Annotated in this window: 22 protein-coding genes and 2 pseudogenes; 16 read left to right on the top strand and 8 right to left on the bottom strand. The window is 59.2% G+C overall.

Annotated features, from left to right (window positions below; translation table 11 throughout):
* Nucleotides 1–45: 45 nt before the first annotated feature.
* The 4 genes from ACERK3_13690 to ACERK3_13675 all read right to left on the bottom strand — a co-directional run bounded on the left by ACERK3_13690 (nucleotide 46) and on the right by ACERK3_13675 (nucleotide 5,655).
* Nucleotides 46–723, bottom strand: coding sequence for a type II secretion system protein (locus tag ACERK3_13690; protein MFA9479337.1), 678 nt, complete (start codon nucleotides 721–723; stop codon nucleotides 46–48).
* Between the two features lie 131 nt (nucleotides 724–854).
* A complete protein-coding gene (locus tag ACERK3_13685) occupies nucleotides 855–3,353 on the bottom strand; it encodes a DUF4838 domain-containing protein (protein MFA9479336.1) in 2,499 nt (832 codons plus the stop codon).
* A gap of 119 nt (nucleotides 3,354–3,472) precedes the next feature.
* Nucleotides 3,473–4,510: a LacI family DNA-binding transcriptional regulator gene (locus tag ACERK3_13680; protein MFA9479335.1), complete on the bottom strand. Its 1,038-nt coding sequence runs from the start codon at nucleotides 4,508–4,510 to the stop codon at nucleotides 3,473–3,475.
* Between the two features lie 170 nt (nucleotides 4,511–4,680).
* The gene (locus tag ACERK3_13675) at nucleotides 4,681–5,655 is read right to left on the bottom strand and encodes an alpha/beta hydrolase family protein (GenBank protein ID MFA9479334.1); all 975 of its coding nucleotides are present in this window, start codon (nucleotides 5,653–5,655) and stop codon (nucleotides 4,681–4,683) included.
* 339 nt (nucleotides 5,656–5,994) lie between these two features.
* Here ACERK3_13675 and ACERK3_13670 point away from each other — a divergent pair, with 339 nt between their 5' ends.
* Nucleotides 5,995–6,297, top strand: a complete 303-nt coding sequence (locus ACERK3_13670) for a tyrosine/phenylalanine carboxypeptidase domain-containing protein (protein MFA9479333.1) — start codon at nucleotides 5,995–5,997, stop codon at nucleotides 6,295–6,297.
* 112 nt (nucleotides 6,298–6,409) lie between these two features.
* On the opposite strand, the gene ACERK3_13665 is transcribed toward ACERK3_13670, so the two are convergent.
* A complete protein-coding gene (locus ACERK3_13665) occupies nucleotides 6,410–6,466 on the bottom strand; it encodes a hypothetical protein (protein MFA9479332.1) in 57 nt (18 codons plus the stop codon).
* Nucleotides 6,444–6,656, bottom strand: coding sequence for a hypothetical protein (locus tag ACERK3_13660; GenBank protein MFA9479331.1), 213 nt, complete (start codon nucleotides 6,654–6,656; stop codon nucleotides 6,444–6,446). The genes ACERK3_13665 and ACERK3_13660 overlap by 23 nt, the downstream gene beginning before the upstream one ends.
* A 298-nt stretch (nucleotides 6,657–6,954) precedes the next feature.
* Here ACERK3_13660 and ACERK3_13655 point away from each other — a divergent pair, with 298 nt between their 5' ends.
* Complete coding sequence (locus ACERK3_13655) at nucleotides 6,955–7,098, top strand: hypothetical protein (protein MFA9479330.1); 144 nt, start codon at nucleotides 6,955–6,957, stop codon at nucleotides 7,096–7,098.
* 243 nt (nucleotides 7,099–7,341) lie between these two features.
* Here ACERK3_13655 and ACERK3_13650 read toward each other — a convergent pair whose 3' ends face one another.
* Nucleotides 7,342–7,971, bottom strand: coding sequence for a helix-turn-helix domain-containing protein (locus tag ACERK3_13650; GenBank protein ID MFA9479329.1), 630 nt, complete (start codon nucleotides 7,969–7,971; stop codon nucleotides 7,342–7,344).
* A 186-nt stretch (nucleotides 7,972–8,157) separates the two neighbouring features.
* Here ACERK3_13650 and tdh point away from each other — a divergent pair, with 186 nt between their 5' ends.
* Nucleotides 8,158–9,192, top strand: a complete 1,035-nt coding sequence (tdh, locus tag ACERK3_13645; protein ID MFA9479328.1) for an L-threonine 3-dehydrogenase — start codon at nucleotides 8,158–8,160, stop codon at nucleotides 9,190–9,192.
* A gap of 34 nt (nucleotides 9,193–9,226) precedes the next feature.
* Entirely contained in the window at nucleotides 9,227–10,417 is a 1,191-nt protein-coding gene (locus ACERK3_13640; GenBank protein MFA9479327.1) for a glycine C-acetyltransferase, read from the top strand.
* A gap of 715 nt (nucleotides 10,418–11,132) precedes the next feature.
* Here ACERK3_13640 and ACERK3_13635 read toward each other — a convergent pair.
* Nucleotides 11,133–11,534 carry a transposase DNA-binding-containing protein gene (locus ACERK3_13635; GenBank protein ID MFA9479326.1) on the bottom strand — a complete coding sequence of 134 codons (402 nt, stop codon included), beginning with the start codon at nucleotides 11,532–11,534 and terminating at the stop codon, nucleotides 11,133–11,135.
* A gap of 251 nt (nucleotides 11,535–11,785) precedes the next feature.
* On the opposite strand from ACERK3_13635, the pseudogene ACERK3_13630 reads away from it, so the two are divergent.
* The 12 genes and pseudogenes from ACERK3_13630 (at nucleotide 11,786) to ACERK3_13575 (ending at nucleotide 25,683) form a co-directional block, all read left to right on the top strand.
* Nucleotides 11,786–11,965, top strand: a pseudogene (locus ACERK3_13630) (LacI family DNA-binding transcriptional regulator).
* A gap of 45 nt (nucleotides 11,966–12,010) precedes the next feature.
* Nucleotides 12,011–12,934, top strand: a complete 924-nt coding sequence (locus ACERK3_13625; protein MFA9479325.1) for a LacI family DNA-binding transcriptional regulator — start codon at nucleotides 12,011–12,013, stop codon at nucleotides 12,932–12,934.
* 69 nt (nucleotides 12,935–13,003) lie between these two features.
* Nucleotides 13,004–13,078: pseudogene (locus ACERK3_13620) on the top strand (type II secretion system protein).
* Nucleotides 13,079–13,090: 12 nt separating this feature from the next.
* Nucleotides 13,091–13,720: a DUF1559 domain-containing protein gene (locus tag ACERK3_13615; protein ID MFA9479324.1), complete on the top strand. Its 630-nt coding sequence runs from the start codon at nucleotides 13,091–13,093 to the stop codon at nucleotides 13,718–13,720.
* Between the two features lie 166 nt (nucleotides 13,721–13,886).
* A complete protein-coding gene (locus ACERK3_13610; GenBank protein MFA9479323.1) occupies nucleotides 13,887–15,767 on the top strand; it encodes a family 10 glycosylhydrolase in 1,881 nt (626 codons plus the stop codon).
* 277 nt (nucleotides 15,768–16,044) lie between these two features.
* A complete protein-coding gene (locus ACERK3_13605; GenBank protein ID MFA9479322.1) occupies nucleotides 16,045–17,256 on the top strand; it encodes a Gfo/Idh/MocA family protein in 1,212 nt (403 codons plus the stop codon).
* 125 nt (nucleotides 17,257–17,381) lie between these two features.
* Nucleotides 17,382–17,588, top strand: coding sequence for a hypothetical protein (locus tag ACERK3_13600; protein MFA9479321.1), 207 nt, complete (start codon nucleotides 17,382–17,384; stop codon nucleotides 17,586–17,588).
* A gap of 51 nt (nucleotides 17,589–17,639) precedes the next feature.
* A complete protein-coding gene (locus ACERK3_13595; protein MFA9479320.1) occupies nucleotides 17,640–19,667 on the top strand; it encodes an alpha-galactosidase in 2,028 nt (675 codons plus the stop codon).
* A 74-nt stretch (nucleotides 19,668–19,741) separates the two neighbouring features.
* Complete coding sequence (locus tag ACERK3_13590; protein ID MFA9479319.1) at nucleotides 19,742–20,665, top strand: metallophosphoesterase; 924 nt, start codon at nucleotides 19,742–19,744, stop codon at nucleotides 20,663–20,665.
* A 734-nt stretch (nucleotides 20,666–21,399) separates the two neighbouring features.
* The gene (locus ACERK3_13585; GenBank protein ID MFA9479318.1) at nucleotides 21,400–23,895 is read left to right on the top strand and encodes a glycoside hydrolase domain-containing protein; all 2,496 of its coding nucleotides are present in this window, start codon (nucleotides 21,400–21,402) and stop codon (nucleotides 23,893–23,895) included.
* A 59-nt stretch (nucleotides 23,896–23,954) separates the two neighbouring features.
* Complete coding sequence (locus tag ACERK3_13580) at nucleotides 23,955–24,785, top strand: DUF1559 domain-containing protein (GenBank protein ID MFA9479317.1); 831 nt, start codon at nucleotides 23,955–23,957, stop codon at nucleotides 24,783–24,785.
* Nucleotides 24,786–24,825: 40 nt separating this feature from the next.
* A complete protein-coding gene (locus ACERK3_13575; protein ID MFA9479316.1) occupies nucleotides 24,826–25,683 on the top strand; it encodes a DNRLRE domain-containing protein in 858 nt (285 codons plus the stop codon).
* Nucleotides 25,684–25,841: the final 158 nt, after the last annotated feature.

Genomic DNA, 25,841 nt, shown 5'->3' with positions numbered 1-25,841 from the left:
GTGCACATCGCTTGATCCGTCTGCCGCGTTTCAGCGGCTTGTGACTCAGTCGCCCATCCAGTTGAGGTTGTTACTGATGCTTCCGGGCGTTGAGGCCTGGTAGCGGTCGATATGTCCGTCGGCGAAGAGGATGTTCGCGGCGGCCTGGTGGCGTTGAACATGGACGTAGGATCGCAAGGCTAGCAGGTGCGGCTCCATGCCATTGGAGTTGCCGCGACCGTCGGCGACCATCACGGTGCTGCTGGGCTGGCGGATATCACGATAGGGCCTGCCAGTGCCGGGGTAGTTGGCATCGAGGTAATCAAGGCCGTTGACATCGGGATTCCAGATGCGACCGCTGATGTGGGGATTGATGCCGTAGTAGGGGATGTTTCGGCCGGTCTGAGCGGGCTCGTTGGGGCAATCCAGAATCATGACGCGCTGCTCATAATCAGGACGTGACGAATAGCTCGTGCCGAAGTAGCTGCCTTTCATGAGTGATTCGTGCCAGTAGCCGGGGAAGTTCCAGTTGCGGTTTTCGCCGGGCGGCAGGTGGCCGTGATGATCGTCGGCGTACATGATCAGCGCGATGCCGACTTGGCGCAGGTTCGAGCCGCATTGAATGGTTTTCGCCGACTCCCTGGCTGCTCCCAAGGCCGGGAGCAGGATGGCGATCAGCAAAGCGATGATAGATATCACCACCAAAAGCTCGATCAGGGTGAATCCGTGGCAGTGCGGCCGCATGCGTGACTGGGATGTTGGTGCGGTGGTCCGGCGGAGAGGGTTAAGGGCGTGGTTGGTGGGATGATGGTGCATGGCAGATTCCTCTCAAAAGTGCGTTGCATGGTGCAAGGTCGTTCTTAATCGTCACACGGCTAATTGTCGACCGGTGCGTAAACGTGCACGGGTCGCCAGATGCCGGCGGCGTTCTGCGAGGCATGAACGCGCACGATGAGTTGATTCGTTTGGCCGACGTTCAACACGGCAGCAGGGACTTTGACTTCGAAGGGGCGATCCCACAACTGGCTGATGGGCTTATCTTCGGAGGCGGCTGTGTGTTCGCCGACCTGCTGGCCGTTGACCCAGACCCAGGCCTGTTCGTCGACGCCGTTGAACAGCATCGTCAACGTTTCGTTCGGCCAGTCGGTGGGGACGGTGAAGGTGGTGCGGTACCAGCCGTAACCCAGATAGTCGCCCACGTGGGTGCTATGCCAAGGCGCTGGGGTTTCGATCGGCTGCCAGTCGGCGGCATCATCGCTGCGGTACCAGCGCTGTTGGACGCCGCGGTTTTGCGGGTCTTTTCGGAACAGCCAGACGCCCCAAGGGTCGGGGAGCATGTCGCGGTCGGGCGCGACTTCATCCGGGGCCTGCAGGATCTGGTCGGCGTCGGTGCGGCGACGTTCGCGACGTGCAGCGTCGATGTAGTCGGCGATGTAAAGGTGCTCGTGCTCGCGACGGAACGCGATGAGCTCGAGCAGCGCCTCGCGGGCGGCGACGAACTGCTGCGCGTCGGACGGGGCTCGGCCGCCTTCGAGAAGGCTCATGAAGCGGGCGGCGAGGCGGGCGTGCTCCAGGCCGGCCTGAAGAAACCGGACACGCTGGGCATATTCGTCCTGCGCGTGATGGCGGACGAGCGAGAGCGCGTCTTCGAGCATTTGAGCCGGCTCCTCGAACGCCTGCTCCGGGTAGACCAGGTGGGCTTCGTGCGGGTTGCTGTAGCGTACCTGGCGGTTGGGGGGGTGGTTTTCGGAATAGGTTTCCCAGTGGTCGAAGTAGGCTTCGATGTGTTGCGCGGCGGGCCCGAAGGCGGAAAAGTACTCGCGCCGAAGCTGCTCGATTTCGAGTTCGGGCTTGGCGGCGAGGCGCATATGGATGTAGAGCATGGGGCCCTTGACGGCCCAGTGGCCGATGAGCGCGTCGTGATCGACGCCGATGGCGCCGTGCTGATAGGTGAAGCGAAGGAAGTCGCCGACCTGCCAGGTGCTCAAGTGTGGCATGACGTAGCCGCCGTGGAGGTGGTTGGGGCGGTAGGCCATGATAATGCCGGTCTTCTTCCAGCCGAGCCATTGCTCTTTCAGCCAGTCGTAGGCGTCGCTTTGCAGGGGGAAGTAGGTCATCTCGGCCTGGTCCCACGGGACGAACTCGCCATAGATGTTGCTGTTGAGCGTGATGTCCGTCGGGGCAGGCATATAGTTCCAGTAGAGGAAGGAAGTGACCTGCACGTCGGGGTTGCGCTGGACGGCCAGCTCGTAGACCTGCTTCCAGAACCGCGCGTAGCGATCGGACATCAGCGGCTGGTAGAGGCGCCGTGCGAAGTGGGGCGGGTCGTCGACCGGCTTGTCCCAGGCGAGGCAGTTTTCGCAGTGGCAGAACACGGCGCGGTCGACTTCGCCGAGCGCCAGCACGTCGCCGCCGTCCCAGTGCTCTTCGACGAGGAAGCGGTGCAGGTCGGGATTGGAAACGCACATGGCGACGTGGCGGAGGCGGAAGGAGGAGGTTTCATTTGCTCCCGGGCCGCGTGTGCCGTCTTCGCGCATCATGAACCATTCGGGGTGCTCGTTGCCGTATTGCTGCCACAGGCCGGCGGCGACGTGGCCGACGGTCGGCTTGGGCGTGGAATCGCCGATGCGATGGCGACGGACAAACGTGGCGAGATCGCGGGCATAGGCCTGGAGGCCGTCTTCGCTGAATGCCAGAGCGCCGAGCTCGGCGTCGTACTCGCGTGCCGCGCTCTGGATGCGGTTCCATCGCGTGCGACGGAAACTCAAAGCCGGCTCGACGATCTCGTCCAGGGCCTGGTCAATAACGAGCGTGTCGGTGCGTGGTACGTAGGTGCCTAACTCGCCCGGCCAGAGCCAGCGCACGTCGGCGAAGCGTTCAAGGATTTCGTAGACCCCGTACAGCGTACCGCGATGCGCCACGTCGGCATCGGAGGCAGTCCAAGGCGCGCCGGAATGCTGAGGCGGCAGGGTGCCCCGGCCTTCGTTGCCCCAGATGTAAAGCGCGCTGTCTGTCGCGTGCAGGAGGAACGCATCGGGCTCGAGCGTCGTGGCATCGAGGCCTTGGCGGCGCGAGGATTGCGTATCGCCGAGGTAGATGTGGTGCAGGCTGGTGTCCGCGAGGTCCGATTCGCGGCGGATTTCCAACGTGACGCCGGTGGCTAACTTCACGTGATCCACCAGTTCCTGCGCGGCGAAGGCGGATACTTCGGTGGGCTCGTCAGCCGTCACGATGATGGCGTTGGGATGGCCATGGGATACGACGGTGACCGCTTCGGCCACGGGGCAGGCGCAGGCGAGCAGGGTGATGGCCACCGCGAGTAGCGCAGCCCGGTGCGAGACGTGGATAGATGGCTTGAAAACATTCGACAGCATGAAACCAACCTTATTTGTGATGAGAACTGTTCACGATCGAGTTAGCCGTGAGTGCGATCGGCTCGAGCGAACACGAAGCCGCGTCTGACGGCCGCGGCGCGATGAGCGAGCCTGTCGGCTCATTGGCATTTCGGCGGCGCGCATGAATCTCGTTCGATGATTCTCGGAACCGAGACGGACATAATCGGATCGAGATCGGGTTTCCGGACACGTTCAAGCAGACGCGACATAGCGGCGATGCGAAACTCATCGAGTTGCCAGTCGACCGTGGTCAACGGCTTTCGCAGGTAGGGGCCGATGTTCAGGTTCATCATGCCCATGACCGAGATGTCCTCGGGCACGGCATAGCCGGAGCGCTCGAGGGCGACCATCATGCCGCCGGCGACGTCATCGGCGTTGGCCAAGAGGGCCGTGGGACGGTTATCCGGTGTCCACGAGGCGACCACGTTGGCGATCGTTCTGTCGCCATGTTGCGTCTTTTTGCCCTCGTCGTTGCCCTGGAAAAGCGGCAGCATCATGTCCGGTTTAAAAGCGATGCCATGGTTTTGCAGAGCCTCGCGGAACCCTTCGTATCGCATGCGGGTGGTCGGGTGATCGAACGTTTTGGCGCTGGTGCAGGCGTAGGCGATGCGGCGGTGGCCCAGCTGGATCAGATACTCGGTGGCGAGACGTGTTCCCTCCTGAAGGGGCGTCACGAACGAGTCAAGTTGGGGGATCGGATGGTTGCCGACGATGACCATCGGCGTGGTCGGCGCGATCTCCTTCACCGCATCGAATGCTTCCGGCAGCGGCGCGATCAGCAGGATGCCGTCGGGGCGATGCAGGAGCAGGTTGCTCAGTGCATTTTTGAAGTCCTCCAGTTTGCCGTGATGGGCGGTAATCTGCACGCTGTAGCCGGCCTCGGCGGAGAGCTTTTCGATCGGGTCGAGCATGCTGAAGAAGTAGGGCACGACAATGCCCAGCACCGACGTCGCCCGGCCCTTGAGGCCGCGGGCGTGCGGGTTAGGGCGGTAACCCAAGCGTTGGGCGGCTTGGAGGATGCGGTCCCGCGTGCCCTCGCTGACGCGAATGGAGCCTTGGCCGGTGCCGAGCAGCACGCGTGCTGCCGCGGATCGGGAAACGCCCACTTCATTAGCAATGTCGATCAGTCGGGCCACGGAAAGAACTCCGGCGAGCAGGTGATATCTCGTGATATTAACTTGAAATTAACCATCTTTTGAGGATGTGTCAAGCATCACTTCAAGGATTATCCGGTGGACGTGGGCTCGCCGCGCAGGGGCCGGTTGGTCGGGGGATTTGGGGGGCCCGGGCCGCGGCCGGCTACCTGTCAGGCCGGGTCGAGCTGCTGAAGCATCAGTGGCCAGGCCAGACTGGCATAGAACCGGTGGCCTTCGGGGCCGATGACCAGGCGGCAGGCTTCCGCCGCGCCGGACGCGGCATAGCGGGTCTGCAGGTCGGCGAAGGCGGGCCGAAGCGCTTTGCCCGGGGCGTGGTAATCTTGTTCACCGCCCACCACGATCACGGGATTGGGCGCGTGCAGGGCCAGCACGTCGGGCAGGTCGAGGGTGTTGAGCAGGCGCGGGACGTAGCCGCACACACACCGTCGGCCGGCGAACCACGTGTCTCTCAGTCGGCCGAACGAGCAGGAGGGGACGGCCAGCCAGAAGTTGTCCATCAAGGCCGCGGCGTACATGGCGGTCGTGCCGCCGGCGGAGTTGCCCATGATGCCGACGCGATGCGCGTTGACGGTCGGCTGCTGCAGCGCCCAGCGCAAGGCCAGTTGCGCGTCGGCGACACGCTCGCCCACAAGCGTACGGCCCAGCAGCAGCGCCCGCATGGCCATGTGCTGGCAGTCGGTCTTGAGGTCACAATTTTCGCGTCGTTCGCCGAAGCCGCGCTGTTCCACGCACAGAGCGTTGAAGCCGTGGGCGAGGCATTGCAGAGCGTAGTCGCGATCGTTGGGCGGGGCTTCGTCGATGAAGGGGTCGGCCTGGCTGGCGCCGATGGAGCAGTGCATGCCGGTGGTGTGGCCCTGGAGGCAGATCATGGTCGGGTTGGATTCGTGCGGCCGGGCGGGTCGGCACCAGTAGATGGGCACATCAATGCCGGGCTCGGCGCGCAAGAGCCACTTCTCGATGTGGCCGAGGCAGTGCGAGCGCTGCCAGAGGCGCACTGTAGTGAACGCGGGACGCCGGTCGGGATCAAAACCGACTAACTCGGCGAGGACCGCGCGGGCCTGCAACTGCCACCGTTTGAAATCGCTGCCGGCGAAACCTGCATTGAAACGGGCGCTTGCCAGCAACCGGCGATGTTCGTCGATAGGCTGATGCAGTTCGGGGACGGTTTCGATGGCGAGGCTCCGTGCAAGGAAACGACGCGATGTTTCGGCGGGCCGCGGTGAAGCTGGGTCGTCCGAGTATACCGTGGCGGATCGGGTTCGCATGCGGAGGAGGGGGGCGGGTGCGACTGGCTATGATCGGTCATGAGGTTTCGCGATGGGTTCGAAAGGTTCGACGAGACAGGTGTATGGTCGCCCGGACTTTGGTGAGGGGGAGATTGATGCGGAAGCGTTCGCGGCACGGGCGCGGGAGGTTGCGGCGCAGTATCGCGCGACGGGGAACACTTCCAGGGCTTGGTTGAGGTGCGGGATGTTGTGTCAACGTTGATCACGTCGCACGATAGGTTGTTGATCGCCAAGCACCTGATGACGTCGAGCGATCGGCTGGAGGCGCTGGTGCATCATGAGATCAGCGTGCACCTGCGGACGTACTTCTATGGGCGGATGCAGCCGATGCGGCAGTTCTGCAAGGGCTTCGCGGCCTATGAGCTGTTGCAGGAAGGGCTCGCGGTGTTGTTCGAGTATCTCGTGGATGGAATAAATAAGAAGCGGCGGGTGTTGGTGGCGCGGGTGGTGGGAACCCACTACGTCCCACGAATCGAGTGAGCAAGACAGCGGTGAGCCTGGTACACAGCCGCTGGTCTCTACGCAATGTGCTTCGAATGCCCTTCATCATGGGCGGTAGGGTATTAAGGCGTAGATTCGGCCCATTCACAGGTCAGCCTGTACCGGCGGGCCCGACCATCAACAGATTATGCGAACCGCTGGCACTGATGGTCGCGGCGCGTTTGACCGCCGCGTTCCAGCGTAAGCTCCATCGTCATGGGACCCCACTCTGTCTGGGGCATTTCCTGCACCCATGTGCCGACGAGCAGGTCCTCCTGGCTTGGCTCATGGATGCCGCAAGCGACCAGTAGGGTCATCGTGCCGACCAACATGGCCGTAGCCAAATGCCGCAAACTCATGGTTATGGTTCCAAATGGAAACATCGGTGTAGCAGGTCGGCGCAGATTGTCAGTATTGCCCCCACGACTGTCGTTTTGATAAGACCTTGCTCAGCGACATCGACCTCCACCTCACACGGAAGCGGATCAATGCCTTGCAGGACGAAGCTGTGCACCTGGGCGAGCATGGGGCGAGTATACCGCAGGGTTGACGATTGGGAGCGTGCCACCCGCCGTGGGTGATGGGGCGGCCTATCATCGGCCATGAAGTTGCAGGACTGGTTTCGGCTCATCAGTCGACCGCGCGGGCGGCACGATCATGCCCGGCAAGGCGATGACGATTCCGATGAGCATCCAGGTCAAACGCGGTCGGCCGACGTGTGTACGTGTGCGTTTCAATACCGTTCACTCCGGCAAGGGAGCCTCGCTTCGCTACAGTGAACGATGCGTGGGCAGCGGCTAATGCAGTTGGTCCCATGCGTCATGGATCGCCAGGATCATATCGCGGCCGAGCGTATGGTAAGGGGATTGCCTCCGATAATACATGGGCTGAGCTGTTGGTGATCTTGATGTTCTTTCTGCCGTTTGGAACGGTGGTAGCATTTGTGATGATGAGGCAGGTGTAGGGGGACCTGTGTCGCCTGTCGCGGCCATCAACACCGGCGTGTACGGTGAATTGATTCGCGGCCAAGCTCGGGCAATCGGGCTATGTGTACAAAACCACAAGGTAGGCTTTAGCCTCGCTTTCACCAAGGTTTTCGATAACGTGGGGCGTGTCGGCCGGGTAGTGGGCCGAGTCGCCTGGCTTCAACTCGGTCGAGTCGTTGTCGGCCGTGACGCGCATCTTGCCCGCCTGCACGGTCAGTAATTCGCGGGCGCCGCGGAAGTGCGCCTCGCTGCGTAGTGCCGCGCCAGACCGAAGCACCAGTTCGTAAAACTCGACCTCCTTTTCCATGGCCAACGGCGAGAGCGTGCGGATGCGGCAGTGGCGATCGGAGCGGAACAGGCAGGATCGGTCGTTGCCCCGTACGGTCTGGATGCGCGGGCCTGCCGGCGCGTCGATCAGCCGACTCAGTGGCGTGCCGAACGCCTGGGCGATGCGGTGCGCCACGGCCAGCGTGGGGTTCACCTCGGCCCGCTCGATCTGGCTGAGCATCGAGCGGCTGACGCCGCAAGCGGTCGACAACTCCGCCAGCGACCAACCCCGTTCGCGGCGCAGCGCCCGCACCCGGTCACACAGCGCGCGGGTCACCGGGTCGATATCGTCCCGGTGAGCATCGCCTTCCGGTGCGCAGTCGGCCTCATAAGAAGGGGGGGCGGGGGGCTTTCGTGGCATGTCAAATTTCCATTAAATAAGAAATTATTCTTGCATGAAGGACGTACGGCCGCTATCATGTCGGACGGTATTTTACGATATCGAACGGCGGTGTGGCTAGCCGATTGATGTGCGGCCGTGGCGGCGGGGGGGCTAAAGTAGGCGGCAAGCCGGTTTCTATATGGGAGAGCGATACAGATGGAGACCATGCAGGCCTTGGTCAAGCGACACGCCAAGCCCGGCTTGTGGCTGGAGAACGTGCCACCTCCGAAGATGGACATCAACGATGTACTCGTTCGCGTTGAACAGACGGGTATCTGCGGCACGGACGTGCATATTTACAACTGGGACGCGTGGGCTCAAGGGACCGTGCCCGTGCCAATGGTCGTAGGGCATGAGTTTGTCGGCCGTATCGTTGACAAGGGCTCGAACGTACACGACTTTGAAATCGGCATGCTCGTCTCCGGCGAGGGGCATGTGGTGTGCGGCACATGCCGTAACTGCATGGCAGGTCGTCGGCACCTGTGTGCTCACACCCGCGGCGTCGGGGTCAATCGGCCTGGCGCGTTTGCCGAGTACATCGCACTGCCACAAACCAATATCTGGCATCACGACCCGGATGTCCCAGAGGACGTCGCCGCCATCTTCGACCCCTTCGGCAATGCTGTGCACACAGCTCTGACTTTCGACGTGCTCGGCGAAGACGTGTTGATTTCTGGGGCGGGCCCCATCGGTATCATGGCCGCCGCAGTGGTGCGTTACGCCGGGGCACGCCATGTCGTCATCACGGATATCAATCCCGATCGCCTCAAGCTGGCGAAGCAGATGGGCGTGACCCTTGCCGTCGATATCCGCGAGCGCAATCTCGCCGACGTGCAGAAAGAGCTGGGCATGGTTGAAGGCTTTGACGTGGGCCTGGAGATGTCCGGCAGCGGCGATGCGCTACGCGACATGATTGAAAACATGTGTCACGGCGGCAAGATCGCCATGCTCGGCATCCCTGACAAGGAGTTGGCTGTCGATTGGAACACGGTGGTGTTTAACATGCTCACCATCAAAGGCATCTACGGCCGACAGATGTACGAGACCTGGTACAAGATGACTGTGATGATTCAATCGGGTCTGGACATCCGCCCGGTGATCACACACCGCTTCAACCACGCCGACTTCGAAAAAGGCTTCGAGGCGATGCGCTCCGGTAAGTCGGGGAAAGTTCTGCTGGACTGGCGCGACGCCTCGTAGCCTCGTAACGGGAACACTGGAAGGAGTCTCGCCTGTGTCCAATGCATTCTGCAAACACCTTGCGACGGAACTCGAACGCCTTGCCGAACAGGGACTGCGTAAAAGCGAACGCGTCATCGCCTCGCCTCAGCAGGCGAACGTCACCGTCGATCAGCACGACAACATTCTCAACCTTTGTGCCAACAACTATCTTGGCCTGGCTAACAATGCACGTCTGATCCAGGCGGCGCACGATGCACTCGACCAGCGCGGGTTCGGCCTCGCCTCGGTTCGTTTCATCTGCGGCACGCAGGACATCCATCACCAGCTAGAGAGCAAATTGTCCGCATTTTTTGGCACGGACGATACGATTCTTTACAGCTCCTGTTTCGACGCGAACGGCGGGCTGTTCGAAACGCTTCTCACCGACGAAGACGCGGTTATCAGTGATGAATTGAATCATGCGTCCATTATCGACGGCATCCGTCTGTGCAAAGCTCGTCGATTCCGCTATCGCAACAACAACATGGCCGACTTGGAGACGAAGCTGCGCGAGGCTCGCGACGCAGGCAGTCGGTTTCGTTTGATTGCCACCGACGGCGTGTTCTCCATGGACGGCTATCTCGCCAACCTGCCCGCAATCTGCGAGTTGGCCGACCGTTACGATGCCCTGGTCATGGTGGATGATTCGCATGCCGTGGGATTCATGGGTGCCACCGGTGCCGGCACGCCGGAGCACTTCGGCGTCCGAGACCGCGTCGACATCGTCACCGGCACGTTGGGCAAGGCCTTGGGCGGCGCCAGTGGTGGCTATACATCGGGTCGGCAGGAGATCATCGACTATCTGCGGCAGCGTTCCCGGCCGTATCTTTTCTCCAATACGATAGCTCCGCCGATCGTCGCTGCGTCGATCAAGGCGCTGGAGCTGGTACGCGAGTCGAACGATCTGCGCCTTCGACTGCATGAAAACACACGGTATTTCCGCCAGCAGATCAGCGGGCTTGGCTACGAGGTGTTGCCAGGTGAACATCCGATCGTGCCCATCATGCTCCACGACGCGGGGATGGCGGGTCGGGTGGCGGCGAGGATGTTCGAGCTGGGCGTTTACGTGGTGGCGTTTTCGTATCCGGTCGTGCCGATGGGCAAGGCCCGGATTCGTACACAAATTTCCGCCGGTCATACACGCGAACATTTGCAATCCGCCATTGATGCGTTCGCACGGGTCAAGGACGAGTTCGCGTTATAGGCTACTGGGGGGAGTGCCGGCAGATCTCGTACGGCCCTCTGGCAGTTAGTTGACAACAAACGCATCACGTTTCGTGGAACGAGCCGCGACGAGCAGGGGCGCATGCCGGCACGAATCATCCTGCCGGATGGGCGTGATGCCGGCGTTGAGATGGTGCGGCGTGGCTATGCCTAGATTACCCATCCGGAAGAGGTCGAAGCCGACCTGGTTCGTCTGGAACGAACGGCACGCGAACAAGGCTTGGGATTATGGGCCGATTTGCAGTCCGGTTCCGCCTCGACCAGCAAGGGTTTCATCGACAGCGGCACGGGGACCAGTCGCCAAGTAACACATCCGCGCCCGTTTGGCGTCAACCGATCGTCCCAGGGATCGGTTCGGATATCGCGACCAGCGTACCATTCAGAACCTAATCAGCATGCTTCATCGGAGTACAGGCAAACCTCGCTATCGAGGGTTGCTGAGAATGGCAGCTACTACGGCAGCCAAATCAGAATGGCGTGCCCCAAAATTGTGCGCGTCCGTGGTTACTGTCGCAATGACGGGACATGCGTGCGAGGTCATTACCGAAGCCAGCCGTACTCCATTTGACGGTAATGGTTGAGGTCGCAAGGTATGTGGGTCTTACTGCCTGAGAACTATGTACCAGCCTCAATGAGAGTGGTTGAGTGATGGCTGATTCTATCGCTAGGCATGCCCAGCGGCAGTCCCGTGGCCGTCACCACGAGGCTTGAGTGCAGCAACAATCCGCAGACCGTGTGCATGCGGGGACGCTCCTTCCGGTCTTTGCCGGTACAGGTTTCGTGAGTCTTACCAATCGGCTTGAAGTGTGTCCGCTGATACGACAGATCGGTCGTATCGTGCAGCACCAGGGGCAAGCCTGTGGCATCGTCGACCGTGCCCGCGTGGCCTGAAAATGGCCGGCCAGAATCGCGCTCTCATCCACCCGCGGATTGTCCAGAAAGCGGTAAGCGGCTTTGGTGGCCGCCCAGTCCTGGCAAGCCAAGCGGCAGGGGCTGGTCGATTCCCTTGGAAAGATCTTCAAGCTATTGGCCGAACCTTCTGCCCAACCGTCGATCGGGAAAACGGCAGCCGTCGAGCTCCGCTTCAATCCAGGCATTCATGCCGAGACACTCCTTGGGCATGGGGCCACTGCCGCAGGTGATGGGGATGCCCGGAGATAATAGAAAGCAGAACGGGCCCCCGCCTCCATGACCCGTCGGATTTGTGGGTAATTGAAAGCATCGCCGTGCGCTTAAGGTTGTCCTTTAATTCAGATTGACAGAGTGGGTGGTAAAAGATAGAGTGTTGCAAGCGTTTGCGTTCCAGTGTCGGCCTGACCCATTGAATCCTTATCCCGCGGCTGATCAAATGGCTTCAGACGTCTCCATCTCTCCTGATTCCGGCAGCGCAACCCTAGCTCAAGTCGCGCGAGCGGCAGGTGTTTCGGCCAGCACCGTTTCACGCGTGCTCAGTGGCACCATCAAAGGCTCCCACCCGCGATCGGCTCGCCGAGCGGAACAGATCCGAAAAATCGCTCAGGAGATGAACTACGTAGCCAATCCTATCGGCCGAGCCCTTGTAGGCGGCTCGAGCATGAGCATTGCTCTGGTCGGCGTGGCGCTAAACACGCCCATTCAGCTCATGGACATCAGCGAAATTGAGTCGCTCGCCAGTGCCGACGGTTACCAACTCTTCCTCGTCGCTCGCGATATCGCCTTGGATCAAAACGTCACCCAGCGCATTCTCCGCGATCTCGTCGGTCGACGTGTCGATGGTCTGATCCTTCACCGACCTGTTCCCGTTCCCCCCGCCACTGTGCGCATGCTTCTCGACTTGCCGGTCCCGGTCGTCTTTACCCAGTATGCTGAACCCTTGGCACACATGAGTGTCGGCGTCAATCGACTGCTTGCCATTCGGGAACTTGCTCGCCACATGGCTGGACTCGGTCACCGTCAAGCCCTGTTTATCGGCGCCCAGTGGGACTGGGATCAGCCTTCGGGCAAACTTGATCATTATCGCAAGGCTTGGCACGAACATCATATGCAGCTTTTCAATGTTCGCCGTTGGGTTCTTGGCGATAAGAGCCGCCTTGGCCATGGCCCTCAAGGCTACGCGGTTGTCAAGGATCTGCTTCAACATATTCAACCCACTGCTTTGATCATGACGGATGATGATGCGGCCATCGGCGCGATGACCGCCATCCACGAAGCAGGGCTACAGGTTCCCAAAGATATCAGTGTGGTCGGCTTCGATGACGTGCCCAACGCCTCTATCGCGAGGCCAGCTTTGACGACCATTCACCAGCCCCGCGGAGAAACCGGTCGGGCCGCCTACCGCCTGTTACTTCAGCATTTGCAAGAACCCAGCGATACACCCCAGCACATTGTAATCAACAGTCGTCTGGTCCTTCGCGATTCCGTCGGGCCGGCGCGTACCAAACAGCGGTTACTTTCAGATCAACTCCTGATCGATGACCACACGGATCACCTTGTAACTCACCTTGAGGAGGATTGTTGATTGCTCCAACTGGCAATTTCTGGAATCAATCGTTCTCGTTCTTTCATTTACCCTTTAGAAGGGATAACAATGTTAAGCGCCCCCTCGACTCGATCATGCCGTTGTCGTTCCGGTTTTACGCTAATCGAACTTCTTGTAGTCATCTCGATCATTGCAATGCTGATCGCTATTTTACTGCCGGCGCTCAGCGCAGCGAGAGACAGTGCCCGAAGAATACAGTGCCAGAGCAATCAGCGCCAGATCGGCCTTGCCCTGCATCTGTACGCCAATGACCACAGGGATTTTCTGCCCAGCATGGAAGGCCAATTCAACCATTACCCACCTCTGACCGTCATCCGTGCCCTGGTCGTCGATGGTGATTACCTGCAACGTGATAATGCGGCCTGGGGTCACTCCGCGGCCTTTCAATGCCCCAACGACCCCAACGACTACACCACCCTGATCCCCAGCGGCAGTTATCCCAACAGCTATTGGTACCGCCAATCCCACAATGGCAACGCCATCGGTACATCCACCGGCCAACCGCTGAGCCTGGCGGTGAAAGACGACAGCCGCGCCCACCTCACCCGTTGGCTTATCGTACATCGCTCTGCGATTTCCATTGTCGACGGAGCGCAACTGGTCACCACCAGCGAAGGCGGCATCATGACCGTTGCCGGCGCCCCGTATCCTTGGCCGGACAGCAATTCCTTCAACAGCTTCTGGCACGACGACGGTGCTCATGCCCTGTACGAAGACGGGCATGTGTCCTGGGTGCCTTACGGAGAACCGATCGGCGCTTACTGATTTTCACCGCCCACGTTTCTCAACAAGGAAGACCGGCAGCCGACTTTTTTCAACGTCATTTGTGTGCTTCGTATCCGATCGCCCCGGGGGGGGACACATGAACGCCGTGGTACCGCACGCCTCGCAGTTAACAGGCTTATCTTTGTCACTTACGCAGGAGCAGAATATGTCAGATAAAACTCGAAACCACCACAACATCAGGCGGCTTGTATGGACGGCCAGCATCCTGTTCGCAATGATGCTGACCGGGACGGCCCCCACACCGGTCCATGCGGAAGATTGGCGGCCGGTCCTGCTTCCCGCTTCCATCAATCAGGATCGCACGGTGCACATGGTTGGTGGCCACATTCAACCTGTGTTCCTGATGTTTCAGGCTTCGGATGCCGTACGGCAACAAGCTGAAGAGCACAAGGTGGAGGTCTACGTCAGTCTGCCCATTGAGGTCAAACTTCTGGACCACGCTGGGCAATTTCACGAATATGATCAGCCGTCACACGAACAGCAGGGCGAGCGTGTGGTGCATCGCCTGCCTCTGCGAGTCTCGAACCACCTCTTGGCTGGGCATCCGGGCGCCAATTTCATCTCCGAATGGACGAGCCAGGCGCTGTACCTCGATATTCCCGAACAACTGCCTGCCGAACAACGCTTCATCGAGATCGAGCTTCGGGTGGATGGTACGGCCGTTCAGCAACGTTGGCCCATGGTTTTGCACGCTTTCGATCAGCCTGGTATTCAGAACCGACTGACCCGGATCGGCATGTGGAGCTATGGCTACACCCGCGCCGGCGAAGCCAGCGGCCCCGGCCTGGCCGCTTTTCTCCAGCAGGCTGGCATCGGCCACACGCAACTAGCAAGCGAAGCCATGCATTCCGCCCTCGTCGAACGTAATATCATCAACGGCGGCGACGTGCATCACGATCACTTCTTCAGCAGCCAATACCCTGACGTCACCGCCACTGGCGCGGTTTTTGCCGGTGGCTTCGCCTGTCCCGTCAGCGCCGTGGAACATTACCACCCCGCCGACCTGCCCGGCGTTTCGGTCATGGCCGAAGCCGCCCGAAGGTTTGATGGCATCGCGACTGTCGACTATGAACCCGAGGCCAGGTTCGGCTTCTCCGACCACTCAATCGAACGCTTCAAGCAGGACATGGACGTTTCCGATGAGGCATTCGATCGGCTCCGCGCATACATCGCCGAGCACGGCCTACGCACTTACATCACTGAAGATTCCGAAATCGCCGAGCTTTACAAGCGATGGGTCGATTGGCGCACCAAGCAGGTTGCACGCTATGTACGCCACATGGCAGAAGGCTTCAAGGAACTCAAGCCTGACGGACGCTTCGAGCTTACACCCAATCCCGGCTATGATGACACCGGATTGGCCACCCTTGGCTATGGCTACAACGCGGTGGAAATGGCCCGTTATGTCGACGCGATCCAGCCCCAGATTTATGTCGGCTATGGCGGTGCCGGAGCCAAACTCGCCATGCAATACGTACGCAATTGGCGTCAAAACATGAAGGAACAAAACGCCGAAGCTGAGCTCCATCCGATTTTGCTCGTTCGCTACGCAGGCGCTTCGGTCTTCAACAACCCCAATCGCTTGCATCAGCAGATCATCGGCGCCATTGCTGAAGGAGCAGATGGCATCCTGCTTTATTATCCGGACCAGATGGACGCGCCTTACTGGATCAAGCTCAGTAAAACAACACGGACCTTGGATCGTGTTGAGCAGTTTTATCATGAAGGCGAGCGTGTCGATGAAGAATTTCCGCCACAGAATATGCTCGAAGGCACCGCCAGCGTGAGTCGTTGGCCCGCCCATAAACTCGTCGTCGAAAATCCGGAGTGGCATATGACCGCCCACCGTTTGAACGATCGCGTCTTGCTGACACTCTTCAATCTGCACGAGGCCAACGACGTGATCTTTAGCGTTCAAACCCCCGACAACTGGCATGTGACCGAAACCATGGAAGCAGACGAAACAGGCGATGATTGGCTGGTCGCACCCCAATCCATCGGCTTCGTCGTGCTGGAGTATCAGTAAGCCAGCTGCCAGCCAGCCTGCTCGACGACAAGCTGGAGGCGTCCCGATCGCAGTTGGACGGCACCATCGGTCTCTCCACCGATGGTGCCGTCCAACATAAGTGGATGTCTCTCCGGACCTGCGCGGTGATCTTGAACGGCCACAAACCGACGGCCAGCAGGCGTGCTACATACGTGTCGCGTTCCAGGCTGACAATGCGAACTTGGCCCATTGCAGATAACGTACAGTTTGTTTCGCTTTTTCCAACAGATGCTTCAATGATTAAGGATGCTCGAACATGATTCGTCTTGGTGTGATTGGCGCGGGAGGGCGTGGCCGGATTGCAAAGCTGGCCCATCGTCCGGAAGCTGGTGTGGAAATCGCGGTCGCCTGCGATACCAACGAGGCGGTGTTCGACGAGTACCGGCAACTGTGTGGCAGCGGTCTCGTGACAACCCATGACTGGCTTGAAGTGGTCGATCGGGACGATCTTGATGCCATCTTTATCGCCACACCTGACTTCCTGCATGAAGCGCAGGCCATCGCGGCACTCGATGCGGGCAAAATCGTCTATCTCGAAAAGCCGCTGGCGATCACGATTGAAGGCTGCGATCGCGTGCTCGCCGCCGCGGACCGTGGATCGGGTCGGCTGTACGTCGGTCACAACATGCGATTCTTCCCGGTCATGCAGAAGATGAAACAGATCATCGACGCGGGGACGATCGGCGATGTCCAGGCGATCTGGTGTCGCCACTTTGTCGACTATGGCGGCGACGCCTACTTTAAAGACTGGCACTCCGAACAACGCTACAGCACCGGACTGCTGCTGCAGAAGGGCGCTCATGACATCGACATGATTCACTGGTTCGCTGGCGGCTATACGCAGCGAACGGTGGGCATGGGAAAGCTGAGCGTCTACAACCGGGTCCAGAATCGCCGCAAGGCCGACGAATACGTGTCGGCGGTCGCGAACGAAGCACACTGGCCGCCCCTGTCTCAGGCAGGTTTCAGCCCGATCATTGACGTCGAAGACCATAGCATGATGCTGATGCAACTGGACAATGGTGTGCAAGCGAGCTATCAGCAATGCCACTATACCCCCGATGGCCATCGCAACTACACCATCATCGGCACGCAAGGTCGGATCGAGAATATCGGCTGCAATTCAACAGATGAGCACCCGGCTCACATCCAACTTTGGACCAAGCGGTGCGGTGCCAGTATCAACAACTACGAAACCATCACCGTGCCGCCTGTGCCCGGATCGCACGGCGGTGCCGACCCTCAGATCATCGACGATTTCCTGAACTTCATCCGGACTGGCCAGTCACGTGGCGCCTGCCCGCTTGATGCCCGCATGAGCGTGGCAGCAGGTGTGATGGCGACATGTTCACTGCGCCAGAACAATCAGCCTTACGATGTCCCCCGCTCGCCATGCCTGCAACAAAACGAGCGTGCTTCCGCTACGCTTTTTCCATCAAGGGCGAGCATCAGCCGTGCGAAGCTGTGAGGCTTGCTTGCCGATTTGATTGATGACCCCACGGCGTTTCAATGGCCCGCGTTTCATCAATCATCTGGTGATACGCCCCGCAATGGACTGAAATAATCTGCGAAGGCGGGGGCTCGGAACTGGAGGTGATCGGCAAGCGAATGGAGGAGAACAGAGAACGCCAGGCCGCACTGGAACAGTCGCTCTCCGAGTTGGAGATGGCGGAACTTGATTCAAAGTATTATGACGACATAATGGCTGCGGACATCAGTTTCAGCGGCCAGATGAGGCGACTCGGCCCCCACCCCGAAATCATGCAGTACATCGAAAGCGTCGAGGGCATCTTTCCCTAACCACCAGCCCACCTCCTCCACTCACGGCGAAGCAACATTGAGGGCCGTCCCATGTCTCAGAATGCAACCAAACCTGTCAGTGGCCGACCAGCCTGCACCGCGGTACTGAAGGATGAGATTCTCACACTCAGTACAGGCCGACTTGAGCGCCGCTACCGTTGGAACGGCGGGGCGCTCATTGGCGAACAACTGATGGATGTGAATACGGGCGACTGTTGGTCGTTGCAGGCCGACGGGCCGGACCTTGTGTTGCCCGGGCTTGCTGGCGAACCCGAGGAGGGAACGCTTGATGTGGAGCAGGTGCCCGGCGGCCCTGTGGACACGGCGCACGTGCGGGCGGTGGTGACAGTTCGGCTGGGCCGCCTGGCGGTGCGGCGAACGTTTCGGCTATACCCCGACTGTCCGGCGATCGCCTGCGATCTGGCGCTGCGGGGCCGGGGGGACGGCCCTTGGCGCAGCACCGCTGTCGGTGCGATGGATCGAAGCGATATCGAATCGACCGCGCGTGCACGTCGGCCCGACTTCTTCGCGCCGGTCACCGAACGCCTGCCCCTGCACCATCGCCACACCCGCCTGACATGCGTGGCGTTGCGTGATGCCACCGACTGGCACAACAACCTTGTGCATGCTGAGACGCGGATGCCGTGGGCCCGAATCGAAATGGCCCGCGGCAACCTCGTGCTTATCGAAGCTTTGATCGAAAACACAGGCGTGTTCCTGCTGAAGGAAGCGCCACTTGCCGAGGCCCAGCTTGCTTATCCCGACTGTGATGTGCGCTTTGACAATAAGAGCGTGCAAATGGTCGGGTTGGGTCTGGACCCGGCGGACTTGCGCGAGGATGTTTGGGTCGAGGGCTATGGCACGGTGATCGGCATGGCACGCGGCGGCGAGACGGGTCTGCTGAGGGCGCTGCGCGACTACCAGCACCGCCTGCGTGCCCGGCGTCCGGATCGCGATGCGTCGGTGCTGGTCAACACGTGGGGCGATCGAAACAAGGACAACCGCATCAGCGAATCGTTCGCGCTGGCCGAACTGGCGTCTTGCGCCAGGCTCGGAGCAAGTCACCTGCAACTGGACGATGGATGGCAGACGGGGCAGACGTATGTCGCTCCCGACGAATCCTATTGGCAGCGCAGCGACCATTGGGCGGTCCACCCCGAACGCTTTCCCAACGGCCTGGAGCCGGTGATCCAGCGGGGCAAGGAACTGGGGGTGGAGGTCGCGCTGTGGTTCGCGCCTTCGCGCGCCAACGGTTACGCCGACTGGGAGAAGGACGCGCAGCGGTTGGTCGAACTGCACCGCACGCTTGGTGTGCGAATGTTCAAGATCGATCTTGTCGAGATCCCCGACCGGGCGGCCGACCGCCGATTCCGCGCGATGCTCGACCGCGTGCTTGCAGAAACCGATGGCCAGGTGGTGTTCAACCTCGATGCCACCGCAGGCCGGCGGTTGGGCTACTTCGACGGCAATCGGTATGGGCTCGTTTTTCTTGAGAATCGCTACACCGACTGGCAGAACTACTACCCGCACTGGACACTGCGGAATCTCTGGCAGCTCGCGCGCTACGTTCCGCCGCAGCGGTTTCAGATCGAATGGCTCAACATCTGGCGCAATGCGAACCAGTACCCGCAGGACGACCCGCTGGCACCGCGGCAGGTGGGCTTCGAGTACGCCTTCGCCACGACGCTGGCGGCACATCCGCTGGGATGGTTTGAAGCGTGCAACCTGCCTGAAGCCGCATTCGAGATCGTTCCGCTGGTGAAGGCGTACCGTGCGCATCAGGCAGCATTGCATGCCTCGCCCGTGCTGCCCATTGGGGAAGAGCCCACCGGTACGAGTTGGCCCGGCTTCCAGTCGGTCGGCGACCACGGCGGATACCTGCTGGTCTATCGTGAATTGAACGCACGGCCCAAGGCGCAACTTGCCACCTGGCTTGATCCCGGCACGGCCATCATGGCCAGGCCTGTCATCGGTCACGGCGCGTCGTTCGAAGCCGTCGTCGACGAGGCCAGCCAACTGCCATTCTCCCTCGCGCAGCCGATGAGCTGGTGTCTATATCAGTATGAGATTCGAAAATAGCCATCGTCGGCTCGGAAGCCGGACGAATAGCGCGTTATCTCTTCCCGCCACACCCCCGCGAGTTCAACCACCCGATGCGAATTCTTTATGCGAATGACCTGCACGCCTTTGAACCCTTTGAGCCTCATTACCCCAAAGCGGCGATTGCTGTGCCGCGATTCTTTGAGTACCTGCACCAGCACAAGTCGACCATTGACCTGGTGGTGATCGGCGGCGATTGCGTTAACCGCGGATCGGCCCAAATCGCCGAACTTGAATGGGTGCATGAGCAACTATGTGCAACGGGCATTCCGTTTCAGGTCGTGGCCGGCAATCACGACATTGCACCGTCCAGAGCTTTCGCCGAGCGCTATCCGGGTATGGAAGACATGGAAGAATGTCCGCTGGAGCAAACCAACTTCGGGCGATTGTTCGGCGAAAAGGGCATTCGCCATACGATGGACCTGGCGGGATACAAAGGCGTCTTTCTATCCGTCCGCGATGAAGATACGGACGGACAGGTCGCTTGGCTTGCGCGTCAACTTGAGGATCAGACGCCGACGCTTTTATTCTGTCACTATCCACTGGTGCCCTCGCGTAGCGATGGATTTTGTCACACATGGGATTATGGCCGGATCAGCGCGGTGATCCCACAGCTTGTCGACCTGATCCAGTGCCACACTGACCACATCCGCGCCTACTTTTGCGGCCATCAGCACATCAACAGTGTGATGCCGATCGCCCGAACGCCACAGATCGTCACCGGATCGGTGGGCGTGGGGCCATGCTGCTTTCGGATGTTGGACATTACACCAGCCGGCATCAATGTCACGACGCATCGCTTGCCCGACATTCCCAACTGGCTGGAGGACGCGATGAATCCCGACCGATCCTCGGATCACGAGCACCCGACGCTGATCGCCTACCACTGGGGCAATGAGGCGGAGCGCACGTTCACGATTCCCGGGCCCTCCTGTTCACAAACTCTGACCCAGGCAAATGGCCGGTCGGCTACATGATGGCGAATCATTCCGTAGCCGGCTCATCACCCCGCATCCCCTGCTGGATCTCAGTAACAATGCTGGGGACATGAACGAACACCATGAGTGGTCGGCAAGTCATCGATCGAACCAGTCCACCCCCGCCCTCATCGTCAGCGATGTGATGTATCGCGTGGCGTGTCCTTGCTGGTTGAGCCGCAGCGCGAGAGCAGCCCGTCGGTCCGCACCCTTCCGCCCTGCAATACCGGATGCGTCCTCGGCGTCCAGCATCACGCCCATGGCCCAGGTTCGGCGACAGTGTTGCGTGCCCCAGGGGCGACAGCGCTGCACCATTTTGGTGCGGACGTCCCAGGGAGCCCGCGATCAACCGGCTGGGGAAAGGCAGGGGCAAATCCAGTTCCTGACGCGCCGCCATGAGCGACGTTCACCTGGTGTAACCTTAGATTTCAAGCTGTTAATCGAGGTATATCGCATCCTGGCCCGAGTCCGGAGCATTACGAACCCGGGATGCTTCTACTACGAAATTTTCTGCAAAACCTTGACAAGCAAAATCGACGTGCTAATTTGGTGTAGATATTTGAATGAAATATTCTGCACCAGATGAGTTTGGTGCAGACCCAATAATCGGTGGCAGCGTCGATTTCATTCTCGCTTGCGTACGCGCAAATTTGTCTTGTCTGGCCGCGGTCGATTCTGAAGAAGCATGGTGACCATGGCTGAGGCCGTGGCCGTCAACACGAATATTTTGATGAATGCACACGTCAAAGGGGCAGGAAATGATTGAGCGACGGGTAGAACTCTTCAATACCGCGTTAACTTTGGGGGTGGTGGTTGTAGTAACTGCTTCGCTTTTCGCAATGATTAGCGTCAGCCATGCCGAGTCATCGGTTGACGTTCACATCGCTGATTTTGAGGAGGGGATGGGTGGCGCGAAAGCTTTCTCCGATCCGTTTGAAAGTCTGCCGAACGCTAGACCCGTTCGCTACGGACGGACCCGCCAATGGGCGACTTCTGGAAGCTACTCGCTTCGCATTGACGCTCCCGCGCACCGTCCCGGAAAAACCACAGCATGGCCCGGGGTGACGCTGAATGCCGCAGCCCTTCCGGTGCGTGACTGGCGACCCTATCAATACCTGACTCTGGATGTAAAGGTTACCCAGCCGAACACGCCGGTGTTTGTTCTCGTGCAACGGTCCAGCAGGAGAATGGATCGAGTACGGTGGCATCGGCATAATATGGGACCTGGGGAATATCGAATTTGGATGAGCATTCCCGGATTTGTCTCGGGTGGGGACGTCGAGAGTGTTGCCGATGTCATCGGCCTGCAGCTCTTGTTAAGAATGCCCGATGCCGACAAGACAGTCTTCTTTGACAACATTCAACTACGATCCGAATTTACACCGCGTCGTAGTACTGAAGACCTGTTGGGTATAGACTCGGAACATGTCGACGAAGTGGAGCAGCTTCTCGGTGTACCAGAGCTTCTACCTCCAGTGGTTGATTACGTCGAAACGCTGACCCAGACCGACGTCGATCGTACGCGAAGCGTCGTTGATCGACTCAAGCGTATCCGCACCAGGACGGAGACGCTTACCGCGTCAGCGGAGACGGAGGCCAGGCTGGCTTCGGATTTTCCATCACGTCCTTTCGGAGCCTATGTCGCGCCGATCGATGAGCGTGTTGCTTTCGATGGACATCGGATTGGCGATCGATGGCGAACTGCGCTTGATACAGTGATGGCGCGTGGTGAAACACGATCGCATCAGTTATGTCTCGTTCGTCGTCGGGATGCGGATCCCGGGCGTCTCACCGTTGACATCTCTGACTTTGTAGATAGAGCGTCGGGCGAAACGCTTCCAGACGAGCTACTTGAAATAGGCCTTGATCTGGTTGGATATGTGTATCTGGGACCCAATTCAGATCGGGAACGTAGCGGTTTTGAGCGGCCGGGCTGGTATGCGGACCCGTTATTGTCATGGGATGGTTCCATCGATATCGAAGCGCCTCGCGTGATTCAGCCGCTTCTGCTTACGCTGAAGGCCTCCCATGACGCGCCTCCTGGACGATACATTGGCACGGTAACGGTTAGTCAGGAGAACTCGGACTCCAGCATCGACGACAATTCTGTTCAGGTGCCCGTGGAGCTAGAGATCGTCGCTGTGGATATGCCGGTGCAGCCTAGTCTCAATACGCTGGTGGCTGTGGGGTATTACGGCCAAAACAATCCTGATTTCTTTCTCGATTACCGCATCAGCCCAAACTCGCGACCATACGGTTCGATCTATCTCAGGCAGAGCGAGCCTGCGGTTGACTTGGAAAAAATAAGTGAACTCGTCAAGAAAGGAATGACCACTTTCAACCTTCATCAAGCGTATGAAATGGAAATTTTCGAATGGCGAAACCAGCACGGAATCGATGGCGCGGCTGAGCGTTTCGTCGAACGGATTGACGCAAGATATCCGTCACAAGCTTGGGACAGGATGGCTGAGAGTGGGCTTCTCGATCACGCCGTGATTTATGGATTCGACGAAACCTATCTCAATACCAGCGAGAACCGACAGACGATCAAAGCCGTGTTTGGATCTGTGAAAGAACGCTATCCGCAGATTCGAACAGCTTCTACAGCACAGAAAATGGAAATAGAGTATCTGGACCTACCCATTGACATCTGGATTCCGTCGCTGGACCACTTTGATGTCGATGTGGCCCGCGAGGCACAAGCCCGCGGTCGCGAAGTATGGACCTATACGATCGACTGGGAAATCTGGCGACCGCTTGTGTGGTCGCGCGCCCTCCCTTGGGGGATTCACCAGCAGGGTTCGCAAGGCTGGCTGTATTACAATTTCAGTGACTGGTCGCGTCACCATGAGCGGGAAGGGCTCGGGGAAGACCCGCTGACCTCCTGGGATCCGATCAGTTGGCCAAGTGCTGGTCGATATGGCACGGGCGGGCTCGTCTACCGTGATCGTTCAGGCGATCTTCGGGGTTCACTTAGACTGGTCAATTTCCGAGAAGGGATGTTTGACCACGATCTCATCACCGCAATCAAGCGTCTCGCCGAAGATGAAGATACCGGCACGATTGGCGAAAAGGCGCAACGTTTACTCGATCACAGTCGCACGGGTCTGATCCTCGACTTTGTGGAGGCCTATGGTGGCGTTCACACGCCTATGCAGGATTCGATTGGCCGCTCGATGGATCAATGGCGAGATCAGGCGCTTCGCCTTCTAGCGGAGGAAACGAATTAGTACCGCGCAGCCACTGGGCATTTTGTCTCATAGCTCAGATAATTAGGAGAGTATCCTCGATGGCCGTCAATTCATATTGTATCCATGAGCTCGACCCGCATCTTGCAGCCGCACGAGGCCGCACCGGAACAACTCTTGCTGGTTTCACACTCATCGAACTTCTCGTGGTAATATCGATCATTGCGCTACTTATCGCGATCTTGCTCCCGGCATTGAGTAACGCGCGGCAGGCCGCTCGAGAGACAGCATGTGGCTCAAACCAGCGTCAGCTTGGTATTGCCTTGATCTCCTACGCGGTCGACAATCGCGATGAGCTGCCCCATTCGCGAGCAAACTTTTCCGGCAGCAATCCCTATTTTTTCGCCATATGGCCGAATCAGACGTCAAGTGAAATCAGCCAATTAGTCGGAACGTTCAACCCGGGGGCAACGGCAAGCCAGGAACGGTACGGGGAACTTTTTTTCTGCCCTGCTGCCGAACAGAGGATCAGCTACAACCCCGCCAACACATTGGTGTCAGATTACTGGCTTACCACTTACACGCCGCTGTACGACTGGATGAAAACGGTCGGACTGGAGCCGCAGTGGACGTTTGGCATGGTGCCGCCGCGGTACCTGTCGCGCGATACGGATCCGTCCTCAATCCGAAGGCAATCCCAAGTCATGCTAAGCGACATCGCTTACGCAGTGGGGGGGGCATTCCCCGGCAACTGGTTACCAACACCTCTTGGAACATGGGGTTCTAACCACACCCCTGGCCCACTCGGCTCGCTGGCTGATGGACCGAGAGGTCGCGTCAACACGCTTTACACCGACGGGCATGTCAGCAGAAGAAGTGACGAGCAACTCCAACGCTACATTATCCGATCCAATGAACAGTACGCGTTTTAAACCAAAGCGTACACCCGTACACCTTTTGAGGAGAATTGAAATGTCGCATCTGCAGAAATCATCATTTGAAATGTTCCGTCAGCCCATGTCGTTCATCACCAAGGGGGGATCTCGAAGACTACACTTCGCGATGGCAGCAGCCATTGTTGCAGCCGCAGTTCCCTGTAATCCCTTGATCGCAGACATTGTGCATTTCGTCGATTCGGATATGACCTACCTCAATCAAGAGGCTCCTAACAACAACTATGGGTATGATCCCGCGGTTGCCGCAACCCATAACATGGAAGTCGGCGCCCGCAGCGGCTACCTCCGTAAGGGGCTGATCCGCTTTGACGTCACCAGTCTTGCTGGGCAGGAGAACCTCGTCGAGAACATCACGCTCACGCTGTATGCTCGAGACAACTCGCTCAGCAATGTACTTGACATGACGCTAGGCCTGTTCGCGGTATCGGACGCGAATAGTGCGTGGACAGAGGAGGGTGCATCGTGGAACAATCTGTACCGCCATTCCCCCACCGTCTCCTGGGCAGGCTCGGCGGGGGCTCATACTCCCGGTGTTGATTACTCGCAGACGCTGCTTGCGACTGCCGTCGACCATCATAATTCGTCGAACCCGGAGGCGCTGGTCTTTGATCTGACTGGAATCAAAGACAGCTTGTTCATTGATTGGATCAATGGGGACAATAACGGACTCATGATCATGAACATCGACCCGGTCACCCATGAGCCGGTGACAGCTTGGACCCGCAGCAGAATCGTGACGAGTCATGATGCTGGCAGTGCAGCTTACCATCCGGACTTGGCGGTGACGCTGATTCCCGAACCCGGTTCGATTGCATTGCTGGGCCTCGGCACGACGATGCTTCTTTTGCGTCGCCGACGTGCTCTGGAAGCGTGAGGATTGAGCTGGGTATGAAGTAGTCCGCTGCCCTCGATGATGAAATGATTTTCGACCTGCCAAGTCGGTGCCTCGGGCGTGATTTGTCCAATGTATCGTGGTCCGTGGTAGCTTGTTCGAACCGATCATCGAGGACAGCGTGATTTTGATCCAACTGT

It is taken from the genome of Phycisphaerales bacterium AB-hyl4, assembly GCA_041821185.1.
Classification (GTDB): domain Bacteria; phylum Planctomycetota; class Phycisphaerae; order Phycisphaerales; family Phycisphaeraceae; genus Natronomicrosphaera; species Natronomicrosphaera hydrolytica.
The sequence above is the reverse complement of the archived record's forward strand: the minus strand, read 5'-3'. Positions and strand labels throughout refer to the sequence as shown.

Coding starts and splice junctions, on each gene's coding strand:
- ACERK3_13650 (MFA9479329.1), bottom strand. CDS start 7,971: ATGCCACGAAAGCCCCCCGCCCCCCCTTCTTATGAGGCCGACTGCGCA.
- ACERK3_13635 (MFA9479326.1), bottom strand. CDS start 11,534: ATGCCTGGATTGAAGCGGAGCTCGACGGCTGCCGTTTTCCCGATCGAC.
- ACERK3_13605 (MFA9479322.1), top strand. CDS start 16,045: ATGATTCGTCTTGGTGTGATTGGCGCGGGAGGGCGTGGCCGGATTGCA.
- ACERK3_13685 (MFA9479336.1), bottom strand. CDS start 3,353: ATGCTGTCGAATGTTTTCAAGCCATCTATCCACGTCTCGCACCGGGCT.
- ACERK3_13585 (MFA9479318.1), top strand. CDS start 21,400: ATGCACACGTCAAAGGGGCAGGAAATGATTGAGCGACGGGTAGAACTC.
- ACERK3_13690 (MFA9479337.1), bottom strand. CDS start 723: ATGCGGCCGCACTGCCACGGATTCACCCTGATCGAGCTTTTGGTGGTG.
- ACERK3_13590 (MFA9479319.1), top strand. CDS start 19,742: ATGCGAATTCTTTATGCGAATGACCTGCACGCCTTTGAACCCTTTGAG.
- ACERK3_13610 (MFA9479323.1), top strand. CDS start 13,887: ATGTCAGATAAAACTCGAAACCACCACAACATCAGGCGGCTTGTATGG.
- tdh (MFA9479328.1), top strand. CDS start 8,158: ATGCAGGCCTTGGTCAAGCGACACGCCAAGCCCGGCTTGTGGCTGGAG.
- ACERK3_13580 (MFA9479317.1), top strand. CDS start 23,955: ATGGCCGTCAATTCATATTGTATCCATGAGCTCGACCCGCATCTTGCA.
- ACERK3_13575 (MFA9479316.1), top strand. CDS start 24,826: ATGTCGCATCTGCAGAAATCATCATTTGAAATGTTCCGTCAGCCCATG.
- ACERK3_13655 (MFA9479330.1), top strand. CDS start 6,955: ATGCCCGGCAAGGCGATGACGATTCCGATGAGCATCCAGGTCAAACGC.
- ACERK3_13625 (MFA9479325.1), top strand. CDS start 12,011: ATGAGCATTGCTCTGGTCGGCGTGGCGCTAAACACGCCCATTCAGCTC.
- ACERK3_13615 (MFA9479324.1), top strand. CDS start 13,091: ATGCTGATCGCTATTTTACTGCCGGCGCTCAGCGCAGCGAGAGACAGT.
- ACERK3_13660 (MFA9479331.1), bottom strand. CDS start 6,656: ATGAGTTTGCGGCATTTGGCTACGGCCATGTTGGTCGGCACGATGACC.
- ACERK3_13595 (MFA9479320.1), top strand. CDS start 17,640: ATGTCTCAGAATGCAACCAAACCTGTCAGTGGCCGACCAGCCTGCACC.